Consider the following 16120-nt stretch of genomic DNA (forward strand, 5'->3'; position numbering starts at 1 on the left):
TGTGGGGGCGTGTCGCTCGTCAAGCAGCGACGCGTCCCCGAAGAAGCCATTCAAAGGGGATTAGCAATGTACGAGTTTCTTCAGGAAACCGTCGCGAACAACATGACGACTTCGGTGCGAAGCGTTGCCCCCGAAATGACAGTGGGCGATCTGTACCGGCTGTTCGCCAAAGACGACTATGACGCCTATCCCGTGCTCCGCGACGATGTCGTGGTTGGGTTCGTCACGAAGCTTGACGCCCTGAAGGCATTTGCCTGTACGACAGATCACATACTACCGCATTATGACGATCGGATGGGAACGACGGTCGACGAGATCATGTCGTCCGACGTGATCGCGGTCGAGCCGGACACAAATCTGCAACGCGTTCTGCAGCTAATGGTCGCGCATCGCCTGAAAAGTCTGCCCGTGGTTGACAAATATCGCCACGTGCTCGGTATCATTGCTCGCGAGGATGTCATGCGGGCCTTGGCGCGCTGCACGAAGCGGCAGGTGCCTCCGCTTGTTCCTTGCGAGACAGCCCGATGTCTACGTTTGGCCTAGATCGGGTTCTTTCGCCTCGATCGGTTGCGCTTGTCGGCGGCAGTTCGCGTCCGTCGTCGCTCGGGTTGGCGGTGCTCATGAACCTCAAGGCGTGCGGCTTTTCCGGCCGGATCGCCGTGGTCAATCCAAACTACGCGGCGATTGACGGCGAGGCGACGTTCCGCGATCTCGAGTCGCTCCCATTTGTTCCGGATCTTCTCGTGATCACGGCGCCGGCGACCGCAATCCCCGGGATCATCTCAGACGCTGCCGCAGTTGGCGTCGCCGGCGCGGTGATCCTGTCGGCGGGCCTCGGGCATGGGGCGGGCTCGCTTGCCGAGACGGTCGCACGAACGGCGCGCATGCACGGCATACGCCTCGTCGGGCCCAATTGTATCGGTGTGATGGTGCCGCGCGCGAAGCTCAACGCGAGCTTCGCAGCCCATCGTCCATCCGACGGACGCGTGGCCTTGATCTCGCAGTCTGGCGCGGTTGCCGCGGCGATGGTCGCGTGGGCGGCCGAGCGGCAGCTCGGCTTCTCCGGCATCGTGTCGATCGGCGACCAGCTCGACGTCGACGTCGCTGATTTACTGGACTATTTCGCGCAGGATGATCACACCAACGCGATACTGCTCTACCTCGAGGCCGTGAAGGATGCCCGCAAGTTCATGTCGGCTGCCCGCGCCGCAGCACGGCTGAAGCCGGTGATCGTCGTCAAGTCGGGGCGGCTGGCGCAAGGTGCCAAAGCCGCGGCGACCCATACCGGCGCGCTGGCCGGTTCGGATGCCGTCTATGATGCCGCATTCCGCCGTGCCGGGATGCTGCGGGTGTACGACTTGCGTGAGTTGTTTGATTGCGCCGAGCTGCTCGGTCGCGGCTTCGTCCCGCGCGGCAATCGGCTGGCGCTTCTGACCAACGGCGGCGGGCTTGGGATTCTCGCGGTCGACCGCCTGGCCGAACTCGGCGGCACCCCTGCGAGCCTGACTGAGAAGACGGTCAAGCGGCTTGATCAGGTGCTGCCGCGCGGATGGTCGCGTGTCAATCCTGTCGATATTTCGGGCGATGCCGACGCCACCCGCTATGTCTCCGCCCTCGACGTGTTGCTTGATGACGCGAACAGCGATGCGGTCCTGGTCATGAATGTGGAGACGGCGGTTGCGCCGACCGAGGGGATCGCCGAGGCGGTGACGCAATGTGTTCGTGATCGCCGGGGCAGGAAGAGCGAGTTCGCGCCGCTGGTGCTCGCGGCGTGGACGGGCACGGATGAGCGAACTGCTACGATTTTTGAGGCTGCCCGCGTCCCGCATTTTCCGACCGAAGATGACGCGGTGCGCGCTTTCATGCATCTGGTGAGATATCGCGAGGTATCCATCGCGCTGGCCGCAACTCCGCCCAGCATCGCCTCAATGTTTGCGCCGGAGACGGCGGCGGCGCGGCGAGTGATCGCGGAGGCGCTGTCCGAGGGGCGGGGATGGCTCGACCCGGTCGAGATCGTCGCCTTGTTCAAGGCCTACGATATTCCAATCGTTCCGACGGTTGTTGCCCGTGATGCCGATGATGCCGCTGACAAGGCTGCGCCGTTTCTGGCTCGGGGGCTTGCGGTGGCGGTCAAGGTGTTCTCCCGCGATATCAGCCACAAGTCCGATGTCGGCGGGGTCATCCTAGGCTTGCGAAACGGCGAAAGCGTCGCCGAGGCAACCAGGGCAGTATTGTCGCGCGCGCGGAGCGCACGGCCGGATGCCATCCTGCAGGGCGTGACGATCCAGCCGATGATCGAGCGGCGAGCGGCACGCGAACTGATCCTCGGCATTGCCGCCGATCCGACCTTCGGCCCGGTGATCGTGTTTGGTCGCGGCGGCACCGCGGTCGAAGTGATCAACGACAAGGCGCTGGCGCTGCCACCCCTCGACATGAACCTGGCGCGCGAGCTGGTCGGGCGTACCCGGGTCTCGCGGCTACTTGCTGCCTATCGCGATGTCGGGGCCGTGCCGGCTGACGCCGTGCCGCTAACCCTCGTCAAGCTGGCGCAGATGGCGGCGGATATTCCGGAAGTCGCCGAGCTCGACATCAATCCGCTGCTCGCGGACGAGACCGGCGTGCTGGCGCTCGACGCGCGCGTGGCGATCCGCAAGCCGCCGCGGCTGTTTGCCGGTCAGACCCGGCTTGCGGTGCGGCCCTACCCATCGCAATGGGAAGGCGAGCTCGCCTTGAGAGACGGCTCATGCGTCGTGGTCCGGCCGTTGCGGCCGGAGGATGAGCCCATGGTCGAGAGTTTCTTCAGGCGGGTGACCGCCGAGGACCTCAGGCTTCGCTTCTTCCAGGCGATGAGGAACTTTTCGCACACGTTCATTGCGCGGCTGACCCAACTCGACTACGCGCGTGCAATGGCCTTTGCCGCGCTGGATCCGATTACGGGCGCCATGGTAGGAGCAGTCCAGCTTCATTCGGATTCGCTCTATGAGAATGCCGAATACGCTGTTTTGCTGCAGTCCGATCTCAAGGGCAAAGGACTTGGATGGGCGCTGATGCAGCTCCTGATCCATTATGCGAAGTCGGAAGGGCTGAAGCGGCTGTCCGGTGAAGTGCTGGCCGAGAACACCACCATGCTGAGTAATGTGCCGTGAACTCGGGTTCACTGCCGCCACTGAACCGACCGACCACCGGATCGTCAACGTCGTCCTCGACCTTTCTCTCCCGGTCGCGGATACCTTGGGGACCGACATCTTGATCCGGCGCGAGCGCGATCAAAGCGGAGTGACGGCGACCACACGATAGGGATGCATGCCGTCCGCCTCGTGGACTGATACATACTCGCCGGGCCGGAAGCGTTCATTGTCGAAATGATAACCGCCTTCGTCGGCCGCCGCGCCGGATACGTCATAGTGGAAGCGCCAGCTGTCTCCCGGACCGTGCACGAGGTGGCCGAGCTGATCGTTCTCGGCCGGCCGCCGACGAACGACCCGGCAGGCGTCGCGATGGGCTTTCCAGGTTTCGACGTCGATCCGCGACGCGGTGTCGAGCGGGGCGACGATGATATAGCCAATCGTCGACGCGCCGTCGGGGTGATCGTGCTCGCGTGCGCGTTCGAGCCGAACCTGCCTGAACGAGGGCGGCAATGTAGTATTTTGCAAAGGCTTGAAGGCGGGGCGGTTCATCAGAAATTCTCCCAGAGAATGCCCGAGGTTGCCGGGCAAGCTGTTGGATCATATAGCCGCGGCTTGCCAAGCCGTTGATTTGGGTCAAGCGCATGTTTGGGGCCCGGTGAGGCCGATTGCGCTGGGTCAAACACAGTCGTCTCCAACGCTCTAGGGTGAACTGCAACATGGAGTCAGAATCTTGCTCAATGTCCCGGCCCTGACAGCGAATGCAGACGATCCGCGTGTGCTCACCGCATGCGGGGCTTGGAACGTTGCCAATGTCGAGGCGCTGGAGCGGCTGTGTGCGCACGCCGCGCGTACCGACATCGGCTCGATCGATGTACGGCGCGTCACCGCGCTCGACACGGTCGGGGCCTGGCTGCTTGAAAGGCTCGCCCGCGGTGGTGCGACCAGAGCGGTCCTCACAGGTGCCGACGGTCCACATGGCGATCTGCTGGAAGAGGTGCGAGGACTGAACCGTTCCGATCCGGCCGAACGCAGATCAGTCATCCCGTTGCTGCAGAGGCTCGATCAGCTCGGCCGCGGCAGCAGGCGGCTGGCGTCTGATTCGGCGGCATTCCTGCATATGCTCGGTGCTTTCAGCGCTGCGTTGTTTGGCATTCTCAGGCATCCGCGATCGTTCCGACTGACGTCGACCGTCTATCAGCTCGGCCGGGTGGGCTGGCAAGCGGTGCCGATCATGGTGCTGATCACGTTCCTAATCGGCGCCATCATTGCTCAGCAGGGCATCTTCCATTTCCGCCGCTTCGGCGCGGAATCTTATGTCGTCGACATGGTTGGCATCCTCGTGTTGCGCGAGATTGGCGTGCTGATCGTGGCCATCATGGTGGCCGGGCGCTCGGGCAGTGCCTATACGGCCGAGATCGGCGCGATGAAGATGCGCGAGGAGATCGACGCGCTCAGCACCATGGGACTCGATCCTGTCGCGGTCCTGATCCTGCCACGGATCCTGGCGTTGGTGGTGGCGCTGCCGATTCTCGCCTTTCTCGGCTCGCTCGCGGCGCTCTATGGCGGCGGGCTCATCGCCTGGCTCTATGGCGACATGAGCCCCGCGATCTTCATCGCGCGACTCCACGAGGCGGTCTCCGTCACACATTTCGAGGTCGGGATCATCAAGGCGCCGTTCATGGCGCTCGTGATCGGGCTTGTCGCGGCGGTGGAGGGACTGACTGTGAAGGGCAGTGCGGAATCACTTGGACAGCAGACGACTGCGTCGGTCGTTAGATCGATCTTCCTGGTGATCGTGCTCGACGGCCTGTTTGCGGTTTTCTTCGCGTCGATCGGGATGTAGCCATGCCCGAAACTCCAGCCATCCACATAAGCAACCTGGTGGTCGGCTTCGGCAAGAAGATCGTCCTCGATCAGCTCAACCTTGACGTGAACGACGGGGAAATTCTCGCCCTTGTGGGCGCGTCCGGGGGCGGAAAGTCGGTGCTGATGCGGACATTGGTCGGTCTGCTGCCGAAGCGGAGCGGGCAGATCGATTTCGCGGGCACCAGCGATAATGAACGCCACTGGGGGGTCCTGTTCCAGCAGGGAGCGCTGTTCTCGGCCTTGACGGCTCGCCAGAACATTCAGTTTCCGTTGCGCGAGCAGGCGCGGCTCTCACCAAGGCTGCTGGAGGAAGTCGCGGACGCCAAGCTCGAGATGGTTGGCCTGACGCGCGAAGACGGAGACAAGTTTCCGTCCGAGCTTTCGGGCGGTATGACCAAGCGGGTTGCGCTCGCGCGGGCACTGGCGCTCGACCCCTCGCTTCTGTTCCTTGATGAGCCAACGTCCGGTCTCGACCCGATCGCTGCCGGTGAATTCGATACCTTGATCCGGACGCTGCATCGGACCTTGCGTTTCACGGTGTTCATGGTGACGCACGACCTGAACAGTCTGCAGGCCATTTGTGACCGCGTTGCCGCGCTTGCCGACGGCAGGATCGCAGCAATCGGGCGGCTGTCATCGGTGCTCAAGTCCGATCATCCCTGGGTCCAGGCTTACTTTCATGGCGCCCGGGCGCGGAAGCTGGGCCTCGGCAACTAGGCAAAGAGAGACGCACATGGAAATTCGCGCGCCCTACATCGTCGTTGGTGCATTCGTGTTGTCGGCGATCGTCGCCGTGTTCGGGTTCGTCTACTGGCTGAACAATGTCGGGGGGATCGGAAAACGGCAGACATATCAGCTCGTTTTCACCGATCCGGTGCCTGGGCTGCTGGTCGGGGCGGGTGTTCTCTTCAATGGCATCCGCGTTGGCGAAGTGACCGCGCTTGAGCTGGTTCCAGACCGCCCGCGCGAGGTTCACGCCACGATTGCGGTCGCCGAGCGCACGCCGGTGCATAGCGATACGCGCGTCGGCCTCGATTTTCAGGGACTGACCGGTGTCCCGGTGATCGCGCTGGAAGGCGGTGACGATCCCGAGGCGCCGCCGGCGCGCGAAGCGCTGGTGGCCGAAAAGGGGGCTGGACGGAGCATGACACAGGCTGCCCGCGATGCGCTACGTCGGGTGGATGCCGTCCTGTCCGAGAATGCCACCCCGCTGCACAGCACGATCGACAATCTCAGCACGTTCGCCGAAGGGCTCGCGCGCAACACGCCGAAGCTCGATGGCATCGTGACCGGGCTGGAACGCATGACCGGCGGCGGTGCGCCCGCGCCGCGCAAGGTGGCGTATGACCTTCACGCGGTGGACAGCTTTGGAGCGCAACGCCATGCGAATCTGCCCGAGCACCTGGTCATGGCGGAGCCGACTGCGATCGCCCGCCTACAGACCCAGCGCTTTTTGTTCACGCCGGATGAGGAAACTCAGGGCTTCGACGGTGCGCAGTGGAGCGATAGTCTCCCTTTGCTGGTGCAGACGCGGTTGCTGCAGAGCTTCGAGAATTACGACGTCAAGCATGCGCCACTGCGCGCCGACAGCGGCGTGGAAGGCGCGCCGCGTCTCCTGATAGACCTGCGCCGGTTCGAAATTGCGCAGGGACCTCAACCACGCGCGACGATCTCCTTCTCCGCGAAGATCGTGGATCGAAATGGTCAAGTAAAGGCCGCAAAGCTTCTTGAGGGATCTGAAGGAATTAACTCGCTCACACCGTCTGAGGCGGCAGCCGCATTCGATCGAGCCTTCGGCGCCCTCGCGCGCGAGCTTGTGATGTGGGTTGCGGCGACGGACTGAATCAGATCGTTACAGCGGTCTCTCAACGATTGTCCTGGATCAGACTTGCTCGCGGCTGCCGCCAAGCCAAAGGCGATGCGAACTAGCAGTTCGGGATCAGCAGGCTGCGGCAGTGCCGCGCAATACTGACTTCCTCGTTGCTCGGAATGATCAGTACATCGACCGGACTGCCCATTCGCGGCGATGCGTTGTTCGCCCTGCGCATTTGCGGCCGCAGGATCGTGGCTTGCCGGCAGAGCGGCGAGCTCCACTAAGCGCTGGTTCACGCATATGGCGCAGTGTTCGACAAAAAGATGCCCGGCAAGAGCCGGGCATTGAATATCGATACAACCCCAGGGAGGAGAGGTCGATCATCCGAATAGTTCTCTTCAAGCACGCTATGGCGGACGACGATTTGAGCTAGCGCAACAAGAAGTTTGATTTTTACTGGGAGTCAGGAAAAGAACCGTTCCTGCTCCAGGTCGTTTGGCACCATCCCATATGTCCGCAGCACGGTAGTTTTCATGCCCGGATGGCCGGTACGGACGACTGCCGCAGCACCCGCGTGGCCGAACGTCTTCCATAAGTTCTTGGCGTGCTCAATCGCCGCGGCTGGGCTGGCGCACTTGGCCTGCTGGCCCGGAACGAGTTCGCCATCGGTCCGATCGTACGGAAGGGCAATGAAATGCGTGATCTCGTCCATTGATGCCCCTTTTCTCGTTCGGTTGACTTCACCCAGCAAAGCATTGTGCGATAACACTTATCTTGATCCGCCTCAGCTCACCTCGTTTGATCCGGATCAAGGCGGAATAGGTGCATCTTGGTTGTTGTTCCTGGGCTCGAAAGGAAGCTTTGCTTGCCATTGGGCTTCCTCCTCCCGAACCTAAACTAGGTCATGGTGATGGGAAGCGTCGTGCACTTTCCGGAATCGCACCGGGCGAACTACGAAGAGGTCGCGTCCGGAGCGGACTTTCGTCGGTCCGTCCGTCAAGTGCTGCTATTGATGCTCGAACTGCAACTGCTCCAGATCAGCGGCTTGGTCGCTGTGTGTCCGGCCGGAGCGGCCCCGGACGAAGCTGCAGAGCAGCACGATCAGCTACTCGGTCGCCTCGCGGCCGTGCGACAGCATGCGCGAGCGTTGATCGGCGATTGACGTCGTCCCGCATTGCGGGCGTCACCTGTCGTCAGAACGCAACATTGCAACGGATTGACGATAGATCGTCCTGCTCGTCGCCATGCGAAGAAGAACCCTGCTGCAGGATTCCGATAGGAGAGGGTACGCGAGTTAAATCTCGCGGCCCCAATAGTCTGTGCCGGCCGCTCTCAGGCGAGCCCATATTGCTTCGCCCATGCCCAGGTCAGATCGGGAAGCCCGTTTGCAGCAAATCGGTCGGCGAAACGCGATGAATTTCAGGATCTCTCTTGCGCAGCGCACCTACGCAATTGTTGAGCCCAGCTCTTGCGGGTTGACCGGACTGGCTGTTATCCAGGCAAGCAATCTGGCAGATGCCTTGCGCGGGCAGCGGCAGAGCGAGTCGAGACACCTTACTCAACCGGCTCTTGGTATTTGCGCAGGAGGAGCATGCGTCTAGAGCCCGGCAGCGATCGCGATCCGCATCAATTCCGACATGCTGCGCACATTGGTCTTGGCCATCAAGTTAGCCCGGTAAACCTCGACTGTTCGTGGGCTGATGCCAAGGTCGTGGGCGATCACTTTGTTGATCTTGCCCGCCACGAGCCCCCGCAGAACGTCACGTTCGCGCGGCGAGAGATCCACCAGGCGAGCCTCGGCCTCGCGCTTGACCGTACCGTCGGCGGGGGCCGCCGACTGCATTTGCAAGGCTTCGCCGATTGCACGCAAGAGCGCCTCGTCCTCGAACGGTTTTTCGATGAAGTCAATCGCGCCTGCCTTCATCGCCTCGACCGCGAGTGCGACGTCTCCATGGCCAGTCATCAGAATGACGGGACATGCGACTGCGTCGGCCTTGAGTTTGCGGACCAATTCGAGGCCGCTCATGCCCGGCATACGGATATCAGATACAATGCAGTCGACTGTTCTGCCGGCGAGATGATCGAGAAAATCGGTTGCCGTCTCATAAGAGATTACGGCAAAGCCGTTGACGTCAAGAAGGAAGGCCAGTGAATCCCGCATAGCTGGATCATCGTCGATCACGAGAATTGTACGCCGCGTTGTCATGCTTCTTCTCCGTCCTCCGCGAACGGGAGGATGAACTGAAAGACCGTGCCGCCACCAGCGTTTGGCATCACATCGATGCGTCCGCCATGGGATTCGATGATGGTCCGGCAGATCGAGAGGCCGACGCCCATGCCATGCTCCTTGGTCGTGATAAAGGGCTGAAATAAACGGTCGGCGATATCGGGGCTAATGCCCGGGCCGGTATCGGCGATAGTGAACGTCGCAACACCGTTGGTGTTGGCGACGCCGACGGTCAATTCGCGGCGCGGGCCCGAGGCCATCGCCTCGATCGCGTTGCGAACCAGGTTGAGCACGACCTGCTGAATCTGGATTTTGTCGACGATGATCGGGGGCATGTCCCGGTCGCTGCGGATCGCCACCCGGACGCCCTGCTCCTTGGCGCCGAGCAGCGCTAGTGCGACAGCCTCTTCGAGCAGGGTGGCCGGGCTCTCCAGGGACTGCTGGGTCTCGCCCTTCGCGACAAATTCGCGCAGACGCTTGATGATGTCGCCGGCCCGTAGGGCTTGCTGCGCGGCCCGCTCGAGCGCATCCCGAATGCGGGTAGCATCCGGTATCTCCGACGCCAGCAGCGCCTTCGCACCGCGCATGTAGTTCGTGATGGCTGACAGCGGCTGGTTGATCTCATGCGCGATTGAGGACGCCATCTCACCCATAGCGGTCAATCGTGACACATGAACCAGCTCGGACTGCAGCTCCTGAAGCCGCCGTTCCTGCGCTCGACGCTCGGTGAGATCGCGGATAAAGCCGGTGAAGAAGCGTTCTCCGCGTACCTTAGCCTCGCCGACGGCGAGCTCCATCGGAAACGTCGAGCCGTCACTTCGTTCTCCGACCACGATGCGGCCGATGCCGATGATGCGCCGTTCGCCGGTCGTAAGGTATCGCTCGAGATACCGGTCGTGCTCGCCGCGATACGGCTGTGGCATCAGACTCGAAACGTTCGTTCCGACGACCTGGTCCGCTTTCCAGCCAAACAGGCGCTCGGCTGCAGCGCTGAAGGAGCGAATAATGCCGTGGTCGTCGATGACAATCATCGCGTCAGGGACCGTGTCTAGGATCGACTGCAGATGGGCCTGGCGATTTCGCGCCTGATCGCTCTCCTTCAGTAGCCGGTCACCCATAAAGCCAAGGATCGGACCGAGGACAGCAAAACAGGCGATATCGATCAGATTCGCAGGTTCAGTGACCAGGCTCCTGCCGAGGAATTTGGCGCTGATGACGAGGCAGAGCAGAGTGGTGAGGATCGCCGGACCGCGGCCGCCGGCGAACGCGGCAAACAGCACGGCGGGGACAAAGATGATCGTGAAGGTCCGGTCTTCGAGATAGTTATCGAGCCCCGCGCGCACCGCGAATACGAGCGCGGCCGCTGCCGCGGCAGTGCCATAGCGGTACCAGATGCGGTCGGACATATTCCCCCGGCAAAGCCCTCAAATCCACTTCGACAGTACAACGTTCAGGTACCTGAAGCCAACCGTCGCTCTGATAGGCTCGTCTTCGGCGACCTTGACCAGGAATCTGCTCATTTGCCCCAAGCGCGCCAATGCGTCGGCTGCACCAGGATGCGTTCGGCGGTCCCCGCCTTCATCCAGCCGCCCAGGATGCGGCGGCAGGGGAAGACGAGCTTGTGAATAGCGTTACCTTCGATGACGGCGAGTTCAAGGTCTCGATCGAAGGGGGCTGTCGCGACCCCCTTCCATGTCTCGCCGACGCCGGCCCTTGGGCGCTCTGGAGCGTCGGGTGCCGGCATGTCAGGCGGCCTTCTGAGCAGCCTCGTCGACACTGCTGGTCTTTCGTGCAAACAGGTTCAGCTCGATCGTGCCCAGGGAACGCGCGGTCTCGATCGCGTACGTCGCGTCGTTGGCGCTACGCGCGGTAACGCCCTTGGCCCAGTCCTGCAGCGCTGTGATCTTCTCGGCGACCGAGGCGGTGGAATTGAACCTGCGGAAGAGTTCCCAGGCCTCGTTCGCTTCGATTTGCATCTGCTCGAACCAGTGCCGGTTTGCCTCGACCAGTTTCTCCGAGAATTCCGACTGGACGGCCATCGCGCGCTTCGCATAGCTCTGGATGGCGTCGGAGACGGGACGGGCTTCGCTGTGGTCTGTCATGTTCAACCTCCTTCGTTGAGGAAGGCGTTTCTTTCCACACGTCCCGCACTTGCGTGTTGATGTGCGTCAACTCGATAGCTTTCCGGATCGCACGGCTCCGGTGATCGAGTTAGCCGCGCTTGGGATCGACGACTGCGCCGGTTCGCAAGTTGATGAAGTGGATGCCATCACAAGCGTCGCAGGAGATCGAATGCAGATCGTCAGTCAGAGGTCCGGACGCGTCATCGGGAAGCAGGCCTTGGACGCGATCACCAGTAGTCGGACACGAGAAGATAATGGGGCGTAAAGCCGTTCTGTCTGCCATTTGCACAATCCTGACGGAACGACATCGTCTGGCTGGACGCGCCGTGCCGCATTGATGCACGTCAAAAATCCGGTGCACGGTCGAGGCGGCGCCGGCGGCCTAGAACGGGCGACGGCGATGGTGCCGACCAAGGATTTTGTTCTCCTGACTAACTGCCAATATCTTCGGTCGTGGCGCCTTGATTCCCGACTAGCGCGGGCATTGAGAAGGATCAAGATGAACGGGCCGATCATGTGCGAGCTTGGTGCGGGCGTTGAAAGGAGAGCGGCAATGCGCGCACATCAGATCATGGCGAGACATCTCATTACTGTTGGAACCGAGACCTCCATTATCGAGGCCGCGAAGTTGATGATGGATCACCATGTCAGCGGCCTGCCGGTGGTCGATTCGGCTGGAAGACTGGTCGGAATCCTGTCGGAGAGCGACTTACTGCGGCGAAGCGAGATCGGCACGCAACGCCGGCGTAGCCGCTGGCTTCAGTTCCTTCTCGGCCCCGGCTATGCAGCCGCGGACTTTGTCCACGAGCGCGGGCGGAAGGTCGGAGAGATCATGTCGTGTGATCCCGTCACCGTGACGGAAGAAGCGCCTTTACCTGATCTGGTCGATCTCATGGAGAAGATGGGGGTCAAACGGCTGCCGGTGATGCGCGAGGGGCGCCTCGTTGGCCTCGTGACACGTGCCGATCTGCTGCGGGCAGTCGCGTCTATCGCGCACCAGATCCAGGATCCTACGGCGGATGACAAGCACATCCACGATCGCATCGTGCGGGTCCTCGACGGTGCAAATTGGTGTCCGCTCGGGCTGCAGGTCTCGGTGCGCAACGGCGAGGTGCACCTCCGTGGGGTCATCACGGACGAGCGGGCGAGGCAGGCTGCGATTGTCGCCGCGGAGAATGTCGCCGGCGTCAAGGAAGTGCACGATCATCTGTGCTGCATCGACACCTATTCCGGCTTCTATATCCAATCCGCGGAAGACGAACGAGCAGCTGCAGCGAAAGCAGCAAAGGAAACGGCAGGATGATCGTTCGCCCCGCAATCATTCTGATCCCGCTGATCGCGACTGCGGTGGTCAGCGCCGATGTCGTGGGCTTCGCCGCAACATTGATGACGATCTTTGTAATCGTGGGCTTCGCGGTCACTGCCGCAGGATGGACCGTCAACGGCAAGACGACGTCAATACCGGCAGTCCGGCCGTCATCCGCGGACTGGATATCTCACCACAAATAGCACCTCGTCCGGTCTGGTCTCAGTGCCCGATGATGAGAGCCAGACGTCGCGAAAGGCTCGTCGCTCGTGTTCCTGGCGGTCGAGGACGTTCAAGGCTCTGCTCGCTTTCGATATCCTCTACAATAGGACAGCCGCGCCTCAGAGCATTCCGTTGCGGCAGATCAATACGGGCGTCTCGCGCCAATGGCAGCATGAGCAAAGGAATCAGCCCAAGCGAGGGTGCCATGACATCATTTGACGTTCGTTTCATCAAAACGGTTTGCGACGATACCGGCCACGAACATCGCGCCTGCCAAGCAGCGTTCAAGGTTGACGCTATCTCGCTTTCCGCGGCTGCACAGCTGGCCGAGGCCGACTTCTGCAGACAGAAGGGCGTCCGCGACTGGACGATCTTTGCCGATTCCATGGAGCTTCGAACGCCGCCGGCTTTGCCGTCGGCCTGGGGCGGCTAGCGCCCCTTGGGCGGCCGTCGCGATCGATTGCCGCGATATCGCGTGCTTGATCGGTATCAAATCGACAATCGGGTCCTTCGGCTAGAGGTGGAGAGCCAAAAGGGGGTGAGAAATGACCGACCGATCAGCTGGCAATAGCTCGCCGCAATTCGAGAATCTTCTCGCGCGCTTGCGAGCGTTTCTTGCGCGTCGACACGAATTGGATCTGTTGACCGCCAGGGAGGTCGACGAGATCGCTCACGAGCTCAATCTGTCGACGTCGGACCTTCGTGCGCTTGCCCGCGAGCAAGGTTCGCCGGAGTTGCTCAGCAAGCGTCTCGAGCATGCAGGGTTGTCCGAGCAGACGCTCGCTTCGTCCCATTGCGATGTGTTGCGTGATCTGCAGCGAGTGTGCGGTCTGTGCCAGGAGAAGGCCCGCTGCGCCGCGGATCTCGCGCGGGAAAGGCGGGCCAGTCCTGCACGATACTGTCCGAATGAACTGACCCTGACGGCGCTGAGCCGCGGCGCCGGCGGCGCGCGGCATGGCGCAGGAATTGATGCCGATCAAGTAGCTGGCGGCGAGATTGTGGTCTCCATGACGCCACCGCATCCAAAGAAAGCTTCCACATGACAAGTCCATCTTCCGTTTCAAAGTCGATGACGATGGGCGAAGCCGGCTTGACGTCGGCACTTGCGGCTTTTGCCTTCGTTAGCTTTCTGGGCGCGGCGATGGGGCACGATGCGGCGTTCAGTTTTCACGCGTCGCTTGCTTGTGCCGCCAGCCTGATCTCCGTGGTCATGATCGGCAATCGCTACCTTGACCGTCCTGCAGAATTGCCACCGGCGGAGATCGGCGGGCGCCCCAATTACAACCTTGGTCCGATTAAGTTCGCGTCCGCCATGGCGATGTTCTGGGGCATCGCGGGTTTCACTGTGGGTCTGATCATTGCCATGCAGCTGGCCTGGCCGGCGCTTAATTTCGATCTGCCTTGGACGACATTCGGCCGCCTGCGGCCGCTGCATACGTCGGCCGTCATCTTCGCGTTCGGCGGCAACGTCCTGATCGCAACGTCGTTTTATGTCGTGCAAAAGACCTGCCGCACTCGCCTTGCAGGCGACCTGTCGCCCTGGTTCGTCGTGGTCGGCTACAACTTCTTCATCCTGATTGCCGGCACCGGCTACCTGCTCGGCGTGACCCAGTCGAAGGAATACGCCGAGCCGGAATGGTATGCCGACTTCTGGCTGACGATCGTCTGGGTGACGTATCTGCTCGTGTTTCTGATGACGCTGGTGAGGCGCAAGGAGCCGCATATCTTCGTCGCCAACTGGTTCTACCTGGCGTTCATCATCACGATCGCGGTGCTGCATCTCGGCAACAATCCCGCGCTGCCGGTTTCCTTCCTCGGCTCCAAGTCCTACATCGCCTGGGGCGGTGTGCAGGATGCGATGTTCCAGTGGTGGTACGGCCACAATGCGGTTGGGTTCTTCCTGACCGCCGGCTTCCTGGCGATCATGTACTACTTCATTCCGAAGCGGGCGGAGCGTCCGGTCTATTCATACCGGCTTTCGATCATCCATTTCTGGGCGCTGATCTTCCTCTACATTTGGGCCGGCCCGCATCATCTGCACTACACGGCGCTGCCGGACTGGGCGCAGACGCTCGGCATGACGTTCTCGATCATGCTCTGGATGCCGTCCTGGGGCGGCATGATCAACGGCCTGATGACGCTGTCGGGAGCGTGGGACAAGCTGCGCACCGATCCCGTGCTGCGCATGATGGTGGTGTCGGTCGCCTTCTACGGCATGTCGACCTTCGAAGGCCCGATGATGTCGATCAAGGTGGTCAACTCGTTGAGCCACTATACCGATTGGACCATCGGCCATGTGCATTCCGGCGCATTGGGCTGGGTCGGATTCGTCTCCTTCGGCGCGCTCTACTGCCTGATCCCCTGGCTGTGGAATCGCCAGCTCTACAGCCTGAAGTTGGTCAACTGGCACTTCTGGATCTCAACCATCGGCATCGTGCTCTACATTTCCGCGATGTGGGTGTCGGGAATCCTGCAAGGCCTGATGTGGCGTGCCTACACCTCGCTCGGCTTCCTCGAATACTCCTTCATCGAATCTGTCGAGGCCATGCACCCCTTCTACATCATTCGCGCAGCGGGCGGCGCGCTGTTCCTGGTCGGCGCCCTGATCATGGCCTTCAATCTCTGGATGACGGTCAATGCCGGCCAGGCCAGCGAAATCGAGGGCGCCGGCGCTCTCCAGCCTGCCGAATAGGTCACGCAATGTCCATCTGGAATCGACACAAGATCTTTGAGAAGAACTCTATCATCCTGATCGCCGGCATTCTCGTCGTCATTGCGATCGGCGGGCTGGTCGAGATCACGCCGCTGTTCTATCTGAAGAGCACGATCGAGGCGGTCGACGGCGTGCGGCCCTATACGCCGCTCGAGCTCGCCGGCCGCAACATCTATGTCCGCGAGGGCTGCTATCTCTGCCACTCGCAGATGATCCGCCCGTTGCGTGACGAGGTCGAGCGCTATGGCCACTATTCGCTCGCGGCCGAGAGCATGTACGACCATCCATTCCAGTGGGGCTCCAAGCGCACCGGACCGGATCTTGCGCGGGTCGGCGGCAAGTACTCCGATGATTGGCACGTCACTCACCTGATCAATCCGCGCTCGATCGTTCCGCAGTCGGTGATGCCCGGGTACCCGTCGCTCGCGAAGACGGAACTCGATCCGTCCGACGTCGCGGCTCATCTGCGGACGAATCGCGCGGTCGGCGTACCCTATACCGACGAGCAGATCGCCAACGCGGTCGCCGATCTCAAAGCGCAGGTCGATCCCGACAGCCCCGGCTCCGATCCGTTTCAGAAGCGCTATCCGAAGGCCCTGGTCCGCAACTTCGACGGCAAGGCCGGCAATCCGACCGAGCTCGACGCCCTGATCGCCTATCTTCAGATGCTCGGCACGCTCGTCGACTTCAAGCTCTACAACGAAAAAGCCAATCTGCGCTGA

General features: G+C 61.8%; 17 protein-coding genes and 1 pseudogene. 12 read left to right on the plus strand and 6 right to left on the minus strand.

Features of this window, described 5'->3' with window-relative positions; genetic code table 11:
• Positions 1-66 precede the first annotated feature (66 nt).
• Both J6525_RS09685 and J6525_RS09690 read left to right on the plus strand, forming a co-directional pair.
• On the plus strand, positions 67-543 hold the full coding sequence (locus J6525_RS09685; protein WP_225643951.1) for a CBS domain-containing protein: 477 nt from the start codon (positions 67-69) through the stop codon (positions 541-543).
• A pseudogene (locus tag J6525_RS09690) lies at positions 525-3297 on the plus strand (bifunctional acetate--CoA ligase family protein/GNAT family N-acetyltransferase). The gene J6525_RS09685 and the pseudogene J6525_RS09690 overlap by 19 nt, the downstream one beginning before the upstream one ends.
• On the opposite strand, the gene J6525_RS09695 reads toward J6525_RS09690, so the two are convergent.
• Positions 3267-3677 (minus strand): hypothetical protein, encoded by a 411-nt coding sequence (locus J6525_RS09695; protein ID WP_225644109.1) that lies wholly within the window; start codon positions 3675-3677, stop codon positions 3267-3269. The pseudogene J6525_RS09690 and the gene J6525_RS09695 overlap by 31 nt on opposite strands.
• A 181-nt stretch (positions 3678-3858) precedes the next feature.
• On the opposite strand from J6525_RS09695, the gene J6525_RS09700 reads away from it, so the two are divergent.
• The 3 genes from J6525_RS09700 to J6525_RS09710 are packed head-to-tail and all read left to right on the plus strand — an operon-like array spanning position 3859 to position 6837.
• A complete protein-coding gene (locus tag J6525_RS09700; protein ID WP_376708464.1) occupies positions 3859-4971 on the plus strand; it encodes an MlaE family ABC transporter permease in 1113 nt (370 codons plus the stop codon).
• A gap of 2 nt (positions 4972-4973) precedes the next feature.
• The gene (locus tag J6525_RS09705; RefSeq protein WP_225643953.1) at positions 4974-5711 is read left to right on the plus strand and encodes an ABC transporter ATP-binding protein; all 738 of its coding nucleotides are present in this window, start codon (positions 4974-4976) and stop codon (positions 5709-5711) included.
• A 16-nt stretch (positions 5712-5727) separates the two neighbouring features.
• The gene (locus tag J6525_RS09710) at positions 5728-6837 is read left to right on the plus strand and encodes an ABC-type transport auxiliary lipoprotein family protein (RefSeq protein ID WP_225643954.1); all 1110 of its coding nucleotides are present in this window, start codon (positions 5728-5730) and stop codon (positions 6835-6837) included.
• 433 nt (positions 6838-7270) lie between these two features.
• Here the strand turns inward: J6525_RS09710 and J6525_RS09715 are convergent, their stop codons facing one another.
• Complete coding sequence (locus tag J6525_RS09715; RefSeq protein WP_225643956.1) at positions 7271-7519, minus strand: hypothetical protein; 249 nt, start codon at positions 7517-7519, stop codon at positions 7271-7273.
• Positions 7520-7717: 198 nt separating this feature from the next.
• Between J6525_RS09715 and J6525_RS09720 the strand changes: the two genes are divergently transcribed.
• Complete coding sequence (locus J6525_RS09720) at positions 7718-7969, plus strand: hypothetical protein (protein WP_225643958.1); 252 nt, start codon at positions 7718-7720, stop codon at positions 7967-7969.
• A gap of 435 nt (positions 7970-8404) precedes the next feature.
• Here J6525_RS09720 and fixJ read toward each other — a convergent pair whose 3' ends face one another.
• The 4 genes from fixJ to J6525_RS09740 form a co-directional block, all read right to left on the minus strand.
• Positions 8405-9013: a response regulator FixJ gene (gene fixJ / locus J6525_RS09725; protein ID WP_225643961.1), complete on the minus strand. Its 609-nt coding sequence runs from the start codon at positions 9011-9013 to the stop codon at positions 8405-8407.
• A complete protein-coding gene (locus tag J6525_RS09730; RefSeq protein ID WP_225643963.1) occupies positions 9010-10440 on the minus strand; it encodes a PAS domain S-box protein in 1431 nt (476 codons plus the stop codon). The genes fixJ and J6525_RS09730 overlap by 4 nt, the downstream gene beginning before the upstream one ends.
• A 110-nt stretch (positions 10441-10550) precedes the next feature.
• The gene (locus J6525_RS09735; protein ID WP_225643965.1) at positions 10551-10778 is read right to left on the minus strand and encodes a hypothetical protein; all 228 of its coding nucleotides are present in this window, start codon (positions 10776-10778) and stop codon (positions 10551-10553) included.
• Between the two features lies 1 nt (position 10779).
• Positions 10780-11136 carry a hypothetical protein gene (locus J6525_RS09740; RefSeq protein WP_225643967.1) on the minus strand — a complete coding sequence of 119 codons (357 nt, stop codon included), beginning with the start codon at positions 11134-11136 and terminating at the stop codon, positions 10780-10782.
• 574 nt (positions 11137-11710) lie between these two features.
• Between J6525_RS09740 and J6525_RS09745 the strand changes: the two genes are divergently transcribed.
• From J6525_RS09745 to ccoO, 6 genes are all read left to right on the plus strand, one after another.
• Complete coding sequence (locus tag J6525_RS09745) at positions 11711-12460, plus strand: CBS domain-containing protein (RefSeq protein WP_225644112.1); 750 nt, start codon at positions 11711-11713, stop codon at positions 12458-12460.
• Positions 12457-12666 carry a hypothetical protein gene (locus tag J6525_RS09750; RefSeq protein WP_225643970.1) on the plus strand — a complete coding sequence of 70 codons (210 nt, stop codon included), beginning with the start codon at positions 12457-12459 and terminating at the stop codon, positions 12664-12666. The genes J6525_RS09745 and J6525_RS09750 overlap by 4 nt, the downstream gene beginning before the upstream one ends.
• Before the next feature lie 224 nt (positions 12667-12890).
• A complete protein-coding gene (locus J6525_RS09755; RefSeq protein ID WP_225643972.1) occupies positions 12891-13118 on the plus strand; it encodes a hypothetical protein in 228 nt (75 codons plus the stop codon).
• Positions 13119-13230: 112 nt separating this feature from the next.
• Positions 13231-13728, plus strand: coding sequence for a hypothetical protein (locus J6525_RS09760; protein WP_225643974.1), 498 nt, complete (start codon positions 13231-13233; stop codon positions 13726-13728).
• Between the two features lie 26 nt (positions 13729-13754).
• A complete protein-coding gene (gene ccoN / locus J6525_RS09765) occupies positions 13755-15377 on the plus strand; it encodes a cytochrome-c oxidase, cbb3-type subunit I (protein WP_376708469.1) in 1623 nt (540 codons plus the stop codon).
• A gap of 8 nt (positions 15378-15385) precedes the next feature.
• On the plus strand, positions 15386-16120 hold the full coding sequence (gene ccoO / locus J6525_RS09770; protein ID WP_018268767.1) for a cytochrome-c oxidase, cbb3-type subunit II: 735 nt from the start codon (positions 15386-15388) through the stop codon (positions 16118-16120).

Origin of the sequence: Bradyrhizobium australafricanum, assembly GCF_020329495.1 — a bacterium.
Lineage (GTDB): Bacteria > Pseudomonadota > Alphaproteobacteria > Rhizobiales > Xanthobacteraceae > Bradyrhizobium > Bradyrhizobium australafricanum.